This window comes from Paenibacillus sp. G2S3 (assembly GCF_030123105.1).
In the GTDB taxonomy this organism is placed as follows: Bacteria; Bacillota; Bacilli; order Paenibacillales; family Paenibacillaceae; genus Paenibacillus_AQ.
In genome coordinates, this window is sequence record NZ_CP126095.1 from 5391674 (window position 1) to 5406294 (window position 14621).

At 44.0% G+C, this 14621-nt stretch carries 10 protein-coding genes; 5 read left to right on the forward strand and 5 right to left on the reverse strand.

The window, feature by feature from the left end; all coding sequences use genetic code 11:
* Positions 1 to 112: 112 nt before the first annotated feature.
* Positions 113 to 1735, reverse strand: a complete 1623-nt coding sequence (locus tag QNH28_RS23760; RefSeq protein ID WP_283908800.1) for a mannitol dehydrogenase family protein — start codon at positions 1733 to 1735, stop codon at positions 113 to 115.
* On the reverse strand, positions 1736 to 2812 hold the full coding sequence (gene uxuA / locus QNH28_RS23765) for a mannonate dehydratase (protein WP_283908801.1): 1077 nt from the start codon (positions 2810 to 2812) through the stop codon (positions 1736 to 1738).
* Between the two features lie 222 nt (positions 2813 to 3034).
* Here uxuA and QNH28_RS23770 point away from each other — a divergent pair, with 222 nt between their 5' ends.
* Complete coding sequence (locus QNH28_RS23770) at positions 3035 to 3688, forward strand: GntR family transcriptional regulator (protein ID WP_283908802.1); 654 nt, start codon at positions 3035 to 3037, stop codon at positions 3686 to 3688.
* Between the two features lie 333 nt (positions 3689 to 4021).
* Here QNH28_RS23770 and QNH28_RS23775 read toward each other — a convergent pair whose 3' ends face one another.
* From QNH28_RS23775 to QNH28_RS23785, 3 genes are all read right to left on the reverse strand, one after another.
* Complete coding sequence (locus QNH28_RS23775) at positions 4022 to 5077, reverse strand: NAD(P)-dependent alcohol dehydrogenase (protein WP_283908803.1); 1056 nt, start codon at positions 5075 to 5077, stop codon at positions 4022 to 4024.
* Between the two features lie 43 nt (positions 5078 to 5120).
* Positions 5121 to 8564: a glycoside hydrolase family 2 TIM barrel-domain containing protein gene (locus QNH28_RS23780; protein WP_283908804.1), complete on the reverse strand. Its 3444-nt coding sequence runs from the start codon at positions 8562 to 8564 to the stop codon at positions 5121 to 5123.
* 96 nt (positions 8565 to 8660) lie between these two features.
* Positions 8661 to 10751: an alpha-glucuronidase family glycosyl hydrolase gene (locus QNH28_RS23785; RefSeq protein WP_283908805.1), complete on the reverse strand. Its 2091-nt coding sequence runs from the start codon at positions 10749 to 10751 to the stop codon at positions 8661 to 8663.
* A 125-nt stretch (positions 10752 to 10876) separates the two neighbouring features.
* Here QNH28_RS23785 and QNH28_RS23790 point away from each other — a divergent pair, with 125 nt between their 5' ends.
* The 4 genes from QNH28_RS23790 (at position 10877) to QNH28_RS23805 (ending at position 14555) form a co-directional block, all read left to right on the forward strand.
* A complete protein-coding gene (locus QNH28_RS23790; protein ID WP_283908806.1) occupies positions 10877 to 11761 on the forward strand; it encodes a helix-turn-helix domain-containing protein in 885 nt (294 codons plus the stop codon).
* 262 nt (positions 11762 to 12023) lie between these two features.
* The gene (locus QNH28_RS23795; protein ID WP_283908807.1) at positions 12024 to 12755 is read left to right on the forward strand and encodes an ABC transporter ATP-binding protein; all 732 of its coding nucleotides are present in this window, start codon (positions 12024 to 12026) and stop codon (positions 12753 to 12755) included.
* Positions 12752 to 13807, forward strand: coding sequence for an ABC transporter permease (locus QNH28_RS23800; protein WP_283908808.1), 1056 nt, complete (start codon positions 12752 to 12754; stop codon positions 13805 to 13807). The genes QNH28_RS23795 and QNH28_RS23800 overlap by 4 nt, the downstream gene beginning before the upstream one ends.
* Before the next feature lie 58 nt (positions 13808 to 13865).
* A complete protein-coding gene (locus QNH28_RS23805; RefSeq protein WP_283908809.1) occupies positions 13866 to 14555 on the forward strand; it encodes a TetR/AcrR family transcriptional regulator in 690 nt (229 codons plus the stop codon).
* Positions 14556 to 14621: the final 66 nt, after the last annotated feature.

Genomic DNA, 14621 nt, shown 5'->3' on the forward strand with positions numbered 1-14621 from the left:
TAGACTGCTAAATTCAGATAAACCAAATGGACTAGACACGAAAAAGCCTCATGGGGGATTGCTCTGCGATGTGCAGTAGCCTTTACTCCATGAGGCTTTTTGTAAATGTGATCTACACTAACTCTTCATTTAAATGTTTTTCCAACGTTCTCCGTACAGCTCCTGGGCCTTTCAGCATCTCATAGAAGTAACCTTCAATCTTGCTACCCAGACCGATTTCATATAAAGGTACTCCAAAAATCTTCTCATTTTCTAGAATTCTATGCACATTAGAGGTCGAATCCCCTAAAGTCACTCCCTGCAGATGCGATTGAAGCGACTCCATTAACGGATCGGGACTTAGCTCAAATGAATTCCCTTCGTCATCCACTCCGATCAAATAGCGGCACCAAGCAGCAATTGCTAATGGAATCGCCGTTAATTCAGCTGGATTTAGATCCTCGCGTTGTACATACGACTTGATCGTTTCCCCATAACGAATGCCTACCTTCTGGGACGTATCTGTTGCAATTCGCTGCGGGGTGTCCGGAATAAATGGATTCGTGAGTCGCTCTTGCAGCACTTCATCCAAGAACTGCTGAGGACGTAGAATGATAGGATCTACAACTACAGGCAATCCTTCCTTGTATCCAATCCGCTCGACTAATGTTCGTAGTGTCTGATCCTGCATCTCATCCGAAATCTGCGTGTACCCTAGTAGACAGCCAGTAACCGCTAATGCAGTATGCAAGGGGTTTAGACAGGTGGTAACTTTCATCGTTTCTACCCTGTTCACGGTCTCACGATCTGTAAATATAATGCCGACTTCTTCTAATAAAGGTCGCCCATTCGTAAACTTATCCTCAATGACCAGATATTCACTAACTTCTGCGTTAACAAAAGGTGCGGTATAAGCGTTTCTCGAGGTAATAAGTATATCCATGCCCCCAATCCCTTGCTCCTGTAAAGCATTACGTACTACCTCGGATGGACGTGGTGTGATTTTATCGATCATCGACAAGGGGAATGTTATGCGACTCTCGTCTTCGAGGTACGCAACAAAACCTTCCTCCACAACCCCTTTCGTAGCCCACGCCTTGGCGATTGTAATCACGCTATTTTTCAGCATATCCCCATTGTGCGAACAGTTATCCATACTAACAAAAGTCATCGGATACTGACCTTTAAGATATCGACGGTAAACAAGAGAAGTGATAACACTCATACTGTGGGAAGGCTGCTCTGGCCCTTGCTCCATATCATTCTTCACGATATCAAGGTACATTCCATTAGGACCCGTCAAGGTATAACCTTTCTCTGTAATGGTGAAGCTGGCCATTTGCAGGCTCGGGTTTTCAAAAATTTCAACTAAACGGCAGTAATCTTCCGCTCGGTTCTTGTTTGCCAGAATAGCTTCGGTAATACTGCTAATGACCTTTTTCGTAAACTCGCCACTCGCATTCATTAGCACGAGAAGTGTTAAATGATCATGCGGTTTATAAATCTTGTCAATCAGCTCGTAGTCAGAGGAGGTGGCGGCGATAATACCAGTATCTACTTTTCCAAGCTCCAACAGCTTCTGGTGAGCATTCGCAACAAATCCTCGAAAAATATTACCCGCTCCAAAATGAACCCATTCCGGCCTAACGCGCGTATTCTCCGCCACCTGCTCATAATCAAACTGAGGAAGCTCCACGTCAGCGTCCTTCCACGCCTCTGCACATGATTGAATACTCTCTCTTGTCAGAAGCAGCATTCACTTCACCCCTATCGTATTATCGAGACTGTCCCATACACCAAGTAAATACATGATCCCCATTGCTCTATCGTACAGTCCGTATCCAGGGCGGCAATTCTTCTCTTCACCCCACAAATGACGACCATGATCTGGACGCACATACCCCGTATATCCATTCTCATGATACGCTTTAACAACCTCTGCCACATCCACACTGCCATCCCGTCCACGATGAGACACCTCAATAAAATCACCGTTCTCAAAGACCTTAACATTTCGAATGTGAGCAAAATGAATACGATTACAGAATTCCCGAATCATAGCCGGCAGATCGTTCTTCGGATTCGTACCGAGCGACCCAGTGCAGAAGGTTAATCCATTATAAGGACTATCTACTGCGTCAAGTAGACGACGAATCGTATCGCGGCTGCGGACAATGCGGGGCAAGCCAAAGATCGGCCAAGCAGGATCATCGGGATGAATAGCCATTTTGATATCGACTTCTTCACAGACAGGAATAATGCGCTTCAGAAAATAGACCAAGTTCTCGAAAAGCTTCTCTTCCGTTACGTCTGCATAAGCGGCAAATAGCTCATCGAGCTTCGCAAGACGCTCCGGCTCCCAGCCAGGCATCGTGAATTCGCCGGCCCCCTCGAGAATACGATTCACCATGTCGCGCGGGTTCTCATTAATGGCCGCATTTTCATAAAAAAGAGCATTCGAGCCATCTGGCAATTCCTTGTACAGCTCCGTCCGAGTCCAGTCAAAGATCGGCATGAAATTGTAACAGATCACTTTAGTACCGACCTTGGCTAGCTTCCGTATGGTGTCTATGTAAATATCGATATATTTATCACGCGTCGGGAGTCCAATCTTGATATCATCATGGACGTTCACACTCTCTACTACGGCAGTGCTAAACCCTTTGCTCGTAATTTGATCCGCAACCTTTTGAATGTCATCCATTTCCCACACTTCGCCCGCTACCTTATGATGTAGTGACCAGACAATGCCCATTACCCCCGGAATTTGCCGGATATGATCAAGCGTAATGTTGTCATTGCCTTCCCCATACCATCTCCATGTCATGTTCATCTAGATAAAACCTCCTATAATTTCATATGTCGAGATCTTGTATACAAGATAATATACTCAAATATTAGATTTAAATAATACCTTTTGTCAATGACATGAAATCATTAATTATTAATCTTGTATACAAGATTAAAAGATTATATAATGAAATCACTATCTTATATCAGGATCCCGTTTCAGATATCCGCATTACAAAATCAATGGCAATGGAGACGTAACCTCATGTCCACCAAAAATGATATTTTGAACCTATTAAAGCACGAAATTCTTAACCTAACGCTAAAGCCTGGAACCATTCTAAGTGAGACCGTGTTATCCGAACGGTTTCAGATATCCAGAACACCTTTGCGCGATGTACTAAAGCAGCTATCCCTCGAGTCCTATATTGATGTGTATCCGAAGAAAGGGAATCTTGTTTCATACATTGATTTGGAATCTGTCGAGCAAATGATCTATTTAAGAAGTGTTTTGGAAAAAGACATTATCAAAGGTCTATGCGGCAGCCTTACTCTTAAAGGAATTATAGAACTTAAGAAGAACCTAGACGAGCAAAAAAATGCCATACATCAAGAACATGCCATTGAGCACTTTTTTGCTTTGGATGACGCCTATCATAAGACGCTATTCACCTTAGCAGGACATGAATTTTTGTGGGAGCAAATTAAGTTCTCCCATGTGCATTATGAAAGATATCGACGCTTGCATACCCTAAAGCAAGAAAAGCTGGAGAAAATTTTGAGCGAGCATCACATGATCCTGGATTGTATGACAAACCATGAACCAGACAAAGTAGATGAGCTAGTCCAGCATCATTTGCGTGAAGACATGAGCTCCTTATACCTATTGGAGAATTTTGCAGATTATATTAAAGCGTAATACGCGAAGAGGCTGTCCTACAGTAGAAAGATTTGTCCAACTTGGCATATCTATGTGTCTTCGGTCTCGTTATTTTTGTTGAAACTTCCCCCTCTAAAACAGCGGAGAGGACGGACTGATTGTGGAAAAGCGATAGCGTTCGCCTTGGTCTCCGGATTTTTACCACGTAGGGAAAATAAATTAAATCTGGAGACCACAGCGATTGGAACAACGGTCCGTTCGCGGAGCGTCCATATAAAAAGCAATAGTTGCTCCTACGTAAACACAAAAAGACCGCCTCAAGCAGCCATTTTTATGGCTTTTGGGACGGTCTCTTTTTTTTCATAACGCTCATTAAGGCATATTCGGATAAATCATTACCTTAATGCTGGTATCTTTCTCTTTACGTGCTACTTCAAGAGCTGCTTGAGTATCTGTAAGCGCAAAGCGATGCGATACTATTTTCTCAATATCTAATGAAGAATGCTGCAACGCTTGGATCGCAGCCGGATAGGTATTCGCATAACGAAAAACACCATAAGCATCAATCTCACCATCGATAAATTGTCCCATATCCATCGGAATAACACTATCAGCTGGTAAACCGACAAATACAATTCTCCCACCACGGCGAACCAACTTAATGGTATCCGCCATCGCTCTTGCGTTACCCGATGATTCCACGACGAGCGTAACTCCAGATCCGTTCGTTAACTCGTTGATGCGCTCTTGAACATTCTCTTTTACTGGATCTAATGCTGCAGTGAAGCCCATCTCCATTGCAAGTTGACGCCGAAAAGGTACGACATCCGTACCATAAATTTCAGAAACGCCAAATAGCTTTGCTGCTTGTCCTGCAAGCAGTCCGATCGGACCAAGACCCGTTATTAGCACTCGATCAAACGGTTGAACCTTACCACGCATCATCGCATGAAAGCCAACCGACAATGGCTCCAGCATTGCGCCTTCCTCATAACTCATGGAATCCGGAAGTTTAAATAGATAATCACTTGGCATGACAATGTATTCTGCCCAAGCCCCATTTACTGGGGGTGTTGCAAGAAAGACCACATCTGGGCACAAATTATAACGTCCAGATTTACAATAGTCGCATTGTCCACAGGTTATTCCTGGCTCAACCGCTACTCGGTCACCTACAGTAATATTTGCTACCTTCTTGCCAACCTCAACGACTTCACCAGCCAGCTCATGGCCTAATATGATCGGTTCCTTTACTACATAACGACCGATTCTTCCATGCTCATAGTAATGAACATCTGACCCGCAAATTCCTATACAATACACCTTAATTAGCGCTTCATTTTCCTTAGGAACAGGAATATCTATTTGCTTCACAGAAATCGATAATTGCTCATCCATTATTGCAGCATTCATCTTGCCTGTTAACATGTACACGCACCTCATTTATCGTAGTAGTTGAAAGGACAATCGATCATTCAAACCGAAACCAACCGAAATCGAACTGACTTCCAGGCAAGAAGATAAACGTTACCTTCTGCTCCCCTGTCACTTTCTCCAACTCAAATACTCGCTCTACATATCCATCTGAGTGTGTAAATTCGATCAGTTGATTGTTAGATGCTTCACCCTCTTCGAAGCGAAGATGAATGGTGTTCTTATCGATCGGAGTTCTCCCACAAATGACAAGCTTTGAAGTACCTTCCGTCGTAAAATCCATCTGCTCGAACACGAGAGATACGTTATTCCCGATTCCTTCAACACCCTGTTCCGCGATGGTGAACGTATCACCATAAATGCGATCACAATCCACAGCCCTATTCTGCTCGAACGCTCGGTTCTTTTTCACAAATGAGAAGCCTTTAATGTGCACCTTCTTCTGTAATACAAAACAAATAGAGCTGATACCCGTGAGTCTCTTGGATAATAGATAGGTTGCCTCCTGATAAACATTCCATTGCGATTCCTTCTGATAAATAACGTCTGCCAAAAGCTCACTACGCTCTTCGTCCGGCATGCCTTCCCAAATCTGGAGCTCGTAGGCTTCGCTAGACAATGCGAATAGGGGAATCGTTATCAAATCCGAGCCGTAAGTTCCAAAGTCAATCTCGCGATAAGCAACCTGTGTCTCACCATCTCGACTCGTAGCTACGCCTCGTTCATTTCCATTTCCGACTTCGCCTTTAACCTCGTCATATAGACCGCCAGATATAAATCCATACGGATCCTTGTAAGCCGTCCCAAGACCGCTCGCCGTAAATTCCAACTGTGAAATCAGCTTTGTCTTTTCTGTACCGTTCTTACTCATACAGCGAACGCGGAAACGCCCATCTCCTAACGCCGTGATCTTGGCTTCTTGTCCCAGTTGTTCGATCCGCGCTAGATTGGACTCAATCCCTGCATCATTTACAATACTCCACTCCACTTCAGTATAGGAAGTGTCTTTAGGGTAAAGGTTAGCGTGTACAATCATTTCTCTTCTATTTTCATTAAACTGTTGTCCAGAATGACTTATAATTTCTATCTTTCGTAAAGGAATTTCTTCTACATTTCCCATTACACATGGCAACTCTAGATTTCTAGTGTTAGCTGAAATACCTATTCCACGATCTGCCACAGGGAGCGCTTGAAGCTGTAACTTACTACCTACTACACCTTTCGAGGTAACCTCAACTGTTATCGTACCTGCTTCTAAACTCGCAGCAACAATCGCCATAAGCTTGCCGCTGAACAAGCGTCTACTCATTCCTTTGTATGGATCATAGTCCGTGCTGTCTCCATTATCTAAACCGATCAAACGGCCTGCTCCGTTCACCTGAATCTGAACGCGATTATTTGCATTCTCAACGGCATTACCGCGCTCATCCTCCATCGTAATTTCGATGAAGATTAAATCTGTGCCGTTCGCAAGGAGTGTATCCTTATCAGCCTTTAAGCAGATTCGAGTCGCATCACCGAACGATTTCCTAATGTCTACTGCAATGATTTGGCCAGCCTCATCATAAGCAATTGCCTTGAGCTCGCCTGGTTCATAAGGAAGCTTCCACCAGCCCACTAACTGCATTCCATGCTCATGATCGATATCATAGGTCCCTACAGTCTCACCGTTAAACTGCAATTCTATCTTGGGAGCATTCGAGCAGACTCGAACATCGATCATTTGACCGGGATTAAAATCCCAATAGGGAAGAATATGCACCATCGGATGCTTCTTGTAATTCGTCCAAGCCGATTGATAGATATAATATGAATCCTTTTTAAAGGTCGCGGTATCTATCTGACCGAAGTACGAATTCTTCGTGTGATACGGTGTAGGTTCACCAATATAGTCAAAGCCAGTCCATATAAATTGACCTAATGAGAACGGCGCATCTCGTTCCGCGATAATACAGGCTTCTGCTGACTTCGCTCCCCAGCTTGTAGAGCTATTACCTAGCGCAGAGCACTGCTCATCGTCATCAGCCAGGATGGATTGCTCGAATGGGAAATGATATATTCCCCTGCTCTGCACAATAGAGGCGGTTTCACTACCATAGATAATCCAGTCAGGATGTTCCGCGTGATGCTGATGATAATATTTTTCCGCATAATTGTAGCCTGCCACCTTTACTATATCCGCACATTTCTTAGCATTCTCCCATGGCATATAGTTCGAACCAATGGTCACTTTCCCGTTGCCTCTTGGATCGTATTGAATCACCCCTTCCATCAGCATGCTCGTTATTTCTTGCCCACGTTCATCTGCATGCGTGTCATAAATTTCATTGCCAATACTCCACATCAACAAGCTTGGATGATTACGATCTCTCTTGACCCAGCTCCTCACATCTCTTAACGCCCAATCCTTGAAAAATCTCGCGTAATCATATGGGGTCTTCGACCGCTCCCACATATCAAAGGCTTCCGAAACCACAAGCAGCCCCATTTCGTCCGCCAAATCCATAAGCTCTGCAGCAGGCATATTATGAGCGGTACGTATTGCATTCACGCCCATGTCCTTTAAGATCTCAAATCTTCTACGTAATGCTGCTGTATGAAATGCCGATCCCAATGCACCAAGGTCATGATGCTCACAAACTCCGTTAAGCTTGATCTTTAAACCGTTTAGAAGCATTCCCTCTTGGGGATCCAGTACAATCGTTCGAAAGCTTATACACTGTGTTAATTCTTCTATTGTTGTCCACACTTCATCAGAACCCTGATCATCAGGTATCTTATGTTGCAATTCCGTTTTTAGCTGATATAAATGGGGCTCATCCGTGCTCCATAATAAAGGATTCTCAACAGTCAGCACCTGACTAACACGTGAGGCAGTTTGCGTTTGATCTCCGGCCGAGATCTTCTCAACACAGGTCTTTATCACTCGATCCTTATGAAGAATGGTTTGAGAAAGCCGCATATCTCCTGTAATGCTCACATCGGTGTCGATCTCCACTCGCCAAACGTTATTCTTTTGTACTGTATGAATGTAAATTCCATCTGTCACGATGTGATTGAAGTCTCTTGTCTTGAGCCATACATTCCGATAGATACCCGCTCCTGAATACCATCTACTATTCGGACTCTGGTGTACGACCTTCACAAGAATTTCATTCGCCCCATCTATGAGCATATCTGTAATCTCGTATTCAAAGGAAGAATAGCCGTATTTCCACTCTCCAACCCATTGATTATTCACATAAATCATAGAGTCCATATAAACACCATCAAAACACAGCAATAGCTGCTCATCGTTCTTCGTATTTTTAAAATACTTTCGATACCAGCCAATACTATTCTCATATAAGTCTAATGTGTTATAAATCAACCAATCATGTGGGAGATCAACCGGATGGAAATCTAAGGACTCAACATTCGTCACTTCTAAAGTACTCTTGGCGAATTCCCAGCCCTCATTAAATAATCTTCTCTGATTCAAGGTGTATCTTCCTTTCTTCGCATAGGATTATGAAACAAAGGGAGGGAGTAATAGAAGGAGTGGCCCTGCTGGACACACTCCTCCTACTACTAATATTTAGTATATTTTGCGTTGATGCTGGTCTGGGATACCGCTTTTTCGGTAGAAATACGTATTAATAATATCTCTCCACTCGCGGGCATGTAGTACCTGTTCATGCAGACGGTCTACCACCTGCCCATACCTGCTGTCGTCCATTTTCCCCTCAAGGGATTCCCACTTCTCTTTCAGCCCTGCTGCGCGATCCACGCCATCAAAATGCGTATCATAAATATGCTGGATGACCGTTTTACCAGATTTAAGAGTATACGTATACGGTACATGATGAAAGAACAGTAATAGCTCATCTGGACAAGTAGCTACCGATTCATACAAATCTACATTCGCTCCTTGATACTGAGCAACATATCCCGTCCCCGTCTTCATTGTCCGGTCTACGCCAATGCCTTGTAGGTCTGCAAAATGATACGTTCCCCATTTCGAATATTCATATCCATCCACATTTGGACCGTAATGATGATCCGGATTGACCATCCAGCCTACGCCAAGCGGCGAAGTATAAGATTCATAGATATTCCAAGAGGTTAACAAGATCTCACGAATCGTATCTATTAACTGCTCATCCTCTGCACTGAACGTGAGCATTGTCCATTCCTTCGCGATTTGCTCTGCACTTAATTCCGGATTCCAAGCGAGACGACTGTAACCATATAGATTGGCCTGCGCTAATAAATGCCCCGTCCAGTTCTGATCATTTCCAATATTTGAAACAGCAGCGAAGCCGCTATAGTTATAACCGTACATGGATCCATCGACGACACGTTTCACCGATGACTCCGAATTCGTTGCGTACGTATTAAAATCAAGAACTTCCTTCCATTGAGGGACGAGGTAGCAGACATGACGCTGTTGGCCTGTATATTCCTGCGTAATTTGAAACTCAATCATCATATTCGTATGCTCCATGGCACCGAACAGCGGAGATACGCCTTCCCGTACTTGAAAATCCATCGGTCCATTCTTCACCTGTAAAATAACATTCTTCATGAACTGGCCATCCAGCGGTTTAAAGTGATCATATGCTGCTCGTGCACGATCGGTGGAGCGATCCCGCCAATCCTGCTTGCAATTGTAGACAAAGCAGCGCCAGATGACGATTCCCCCGAAAGGCAATAAAGCTTCAGCCAGCATGTTCGAACCCTCTGCATGATCACGATCATAAGTGAACGGGCCAGGACGATTCTCTGAATCAGCTTTTACGAGGAAACCGCCGAAATCTGGAATCCATTTATAAATTTCTACCGCCTTTGCCTTCCACCATTGGCGTACATCAGGATCTAACGGATCGGCTGTATTCAATCCACCGATTTCGATCGGGCTAGCATAGTTAATACTTAGGAATAGCTTCACCCCGTAGTTCCGGAAGATATCAGCAATCCTCGCGATGTCAGGAAGATAGCGCTCCGTAATAAACATCGTTTCAAACCGATGCACATTGACATTGTTTATAGCAATCGCATTGATCCCTATCGAAGCGAGCATTCTCGCATAATCTTGCACTCGATCAAAATCCTTAGTGATTTCGTTGTCTGAGTAGAATATGGACTTCCCTGCGTAACCACGTTCGATGCTTCCATCGATGTTATCCCATTGATTCATCATGCGGAGAAGATTTACAGGATTGTCCACCACATCCAACGCTTCAATAGATTGACCCATTCCAAGCAAGCGTAGGAATCCAAATACGCCGTATAGTAATCCCACGGGTGTGGAAGCACCAATTACAATACAGTCCTTCTCCGTGTTTGTTCGGATGGCATATCCTTCTGATCCAATTGCTGTCCTTGTAGCCTCGCTAAAGGTATGCGTAATCAACGGATGATTACTATCAAACATACCGATCACAATACAGGCCTGCATATCTTTATCCTGAGATTCAGTAATAGTAGCATCTATATCAAGCATTCCTTGTATGCCACGTGTTAATTCTTGCACAGCACTTTTGATCACTGGATGATCCTGTTCGGGGATCAAAATGTTATTGCACCAAGAAGCATAGCACTCTCTTACTGCACTCGATTGAATATATGGATATTCGAGCCAAGCTTTATACCCTGCGTTATGTAATTCTGTCTGTTGATCTGCCATAATTCGGTGTCCTCCATTCGTGAGTAAGACTTTTTAATCTAGATGTTGCTAGCTGTGCAATGGTTCTCTTATACTTTTGTAAACGATAAGTTATCCGCATCCCTACTAATAGGAGGAACATGAATGTGACGTACCGTGAGCAGCAGGACTTACAACCGTTCCATCTCTATTTTGTATATAAAAGAACAAGTACAAATACAGACGACTATCAAGGTACTTTCCATGCTCATCAGGGTGTTGAAATTCTTATTGTTCATGAAGGTAAAGGCACGCTGATTATTGATCAAAATAGCTATGAAATAAAGCCAGGGATGATTTGCATTTTCCAGCCGTATCAGCTGCATCATATTCAAATTGAAATCAACGAGGCGGTTCCGTTCGTGCGTTCGATCGTGCATTATGAGCCCAGTATATTTAAAGCTTATTTTGAAAAGTGGCCCATCCTACAAAGCTTTTTTAATCATATTCACAGCGGCAATTTAGCCTCACCTCGATGGTATGAACAGCAGGACCTGCAATCACTGATAGCTCTTCTGAAGGATCTAGATAAAGCGCTTCCAACTTTGCACAAAAATGATTTCCTGGAAGAGGTCTCCTTGTTTCTCATCACGTTCCTACGTGCTTTGAAGCCGCTTTGGGATACACAGCAAAAGCCGACCTCCAGGGAACAATCGCTTCGTAAACCACACCAGGCAGAACGTATTATGGAATGGCTGCAGTTGCATTACAAGGAACCTTTGCGGCTCGATCAAATGAGCAAGGATCTACATCTTTCACCCCATCATTTATCCCACTTGTTTAAGGAGTGTACAGGCAGCAGTATTTCCGATTATTTAACGGTCAAAAGAATGCAGGAAGCCGTTCAGCTTCTGACTTCAAGCAAATACACAGTCGCACACATCGCCGAGGAAGTGGGGATCACAAATTGCTCTCATTTTTGCAAATTATTCAAAACCCATTTCGGCACAACGCCTAATCAATTTCGGAAGCAATGGCATTTGCATCATTGAGTTGTCGAACATCCCAGTTGCATTCCTTGTTAACATCATATCAAGTTGGTTCGTGAGCAAGTATTCGCATCTTGTGCAAAAATGCCGCTACTTTGCGATTTACAACAGATTTCAAGCAGGTAGTAAGCATCGAAAATTGAGCACTTTACATTTACTGGATTCCGGAGCACAATAATGAGTGAGCACTCACTCATTATTGTTGTGGAGAGCACTCAGCAATACCATTTTGTATCTCAGACTATTCAGAATCGAGGAGATGAATATGGGTTCGGAAGCTCCAGTCATTTCAGTGAGCCATGTTGGTAAAGCCTTTGGAGACAAACAGGTGCTCGAGGATATTTCGCTTCAAGTAGAGCGTGCGGAAACCTTCGGCATACTAGGGCCCTCTGGCTCCGGAAAAACAACACTCGTAAAGCTGCTTACTGGTATCGATGAGGTGACCTCAGGTGAGGTAAAGGTGCTTGGTGTCACTATGCCTAAGTTATCCATGCTGCAGCAAATTGGATACATGGCTCAATCTGATGCCCTATATACGGAACTCAGCGCAAAAGAAAATCTGGAGTTCTTCGCAGCACTATATGGACTAAAAGGTGCGGAGCGCAGCAAACGCATCAAAGCTGTTATGGAACTAGTAGATCTTCAGGAGCATCTGCGCAAAAGAGTAGATCAATACTCTGGCGGAATGAAACGCCGCCTATCCCTGGCGATTGCGCTGCTCCATGAGCCTCCGCTACTTCTTCTTGATGAACCAACAGTTGGTATCGATCCCGTACTCCGACTATCCATCTGGAAAGAACTGAAAGCTCTTAATCAGAAAGGTACCACGATTGTACTAACTACACATGTCATGGATGAAGCTGAGAAATGTGATCGACTTGGAATGATCCGTGATGGCAAGCTGCTTGCAGCCGACACACCGGCTGGACTGCTTAAATCCACTGGCTCAGCTTCTATTGAAGAAGCCTTTCTATATTATGGAGGTGTCCGTTCATGAGAATCCGAGCGATCACCTTACGAATTTTGCGACAATTTATTCATGATAAAAGAACGATGGCATTAATGTTCATCGCACCGCTCATCGTTCTAAGTTTAATGAGCTTGGTATTCAACGGGGATACCTATGAGCCAAAAATCGGAGTATCCGGTGTGCCACTAAATATCTCAGCAGCGTTAAAAGAAGAAAACGCTACAATTAAAGAGTATGCCAGTGAAGAGCTAGGAAAAAGTGCTCTAGTAGAAGGAAAGATTGACGCATTGATCACTTTGGACGGAAACGCTGGAGAATCACTAGGTGTGCCCCAAGTGTTGTTAGAGGGTAGTAACCCTACAGCCAACAAGGCGGTAATTATGACGCTTCAAAAGCTTTCTCAGAAGCTCCTTCCAAGTACAGAGGGACAGCTGCAATTACAGCCCCAGATCAGCTACTTATACGGTTCTGAGAATATGAAGACGATTGACCGCTTCGGTCCGATTATGATTGGCGTATTTGTGTTCTTTTTCGTATTCCTGATTGCCGGTGTTTCTTTCCTGCGAGAGCGGACTACAGGCACCCTTGAACGTCTTCTTTCTACTCCTTTAAAAAGATGGGAGATTGTACTCGGGTATGTATGTGGTTTCGGTATTTTCACCGTCTTCCAAGCGCTGTTGATCTCGTGGTTTTCCATTCAGATTCTCGGCATTATGATGACAGGAAGCTTTGGTTATGTAATGTTGATCACCTTACTCCTGTCGATGACTGCGCTGACGCTGGGGACGCTTTTGTCGGCTTTTGCAGCCAACGAGCTACAGATGATTCAGTTCATCCCGCTTATTATCGTGCCACAAGTTTTCCTCAGCGGACTGTTCCCACTCGACACCCTACCGCTATGGCTACAGCGTATCGGCTACGCAACCCCAATTTATTATGGATCAGAAGCGCTTATGAACATCATGATCCGTGGCAAAGGATGGAATTCCATCGCTCTGGATGTCTATGTGCTGATCGGATTCTCACTATTATTCATGGTGCTGAATGTATTGGCACTGCGCAAACACCGGAAAATGTAGCCTAACTAAGAACTTTCATCGGTTGAACGGAATGAACCAAGTCTGGAGGATATTTGTAATGAAGGAACACGATTCTGCGGAACAAAATATAGAAGAGCAGTGGATTGAAGAGCTGCTGGCCATAAGTGAAGAAGATAAACTAACACCGAAGCAGATTTCCATTTTGCATGCAGCGATTGAGGTATTTTCCGAAAAAGGATATGCTGCAGCTGCGACTAGTGAAATTGCTCAAAAGGCAGGCGTAGCAGAGGGAACGATATTCCGATATTACAAGACCAAAAAAGATTTACTGCTGTCCATCATAGGCCCCACCATGAGTCGTATGCTTGCTCCTTTTGTAATGCGGAATTTCAACGGGGTACTCAATGTTCCCTATGACAGCTTCGAAGAATTCCTACGGATGTTTATCATCAATCGTCTGGAGTTCGCCCGCAAGAATTTTAAAATCCTAAAGATTCTGATACAGGAAATCCCTTTCCAACCAGTGCTCAGAGAACAATTCGCAGAAAATATTCTAAGCAAGGTGCTGGAGCGCGTCATCGAAATTGTGGAGCACTTCAAAGCAAAAGGCGAAGTCATTGAATTACCTACACCCGCTATTCTACGCTTCACTATTTCATCTGTTGTAGGGTATGTGCTAAATCGCCTGCTGCTCCAGCCGGAGAAGGACTGGAATGACGAGGAAGGGATTAACCTGACGATCCATTTTATTATGCACGGGATCGGTGGAGTAGCAGCCCCTATTTGATGCGCACGCCCGTTCTGTTATCATAAGGACTATATAATAATCGGACTTTTCGAAGAACAAGTTACG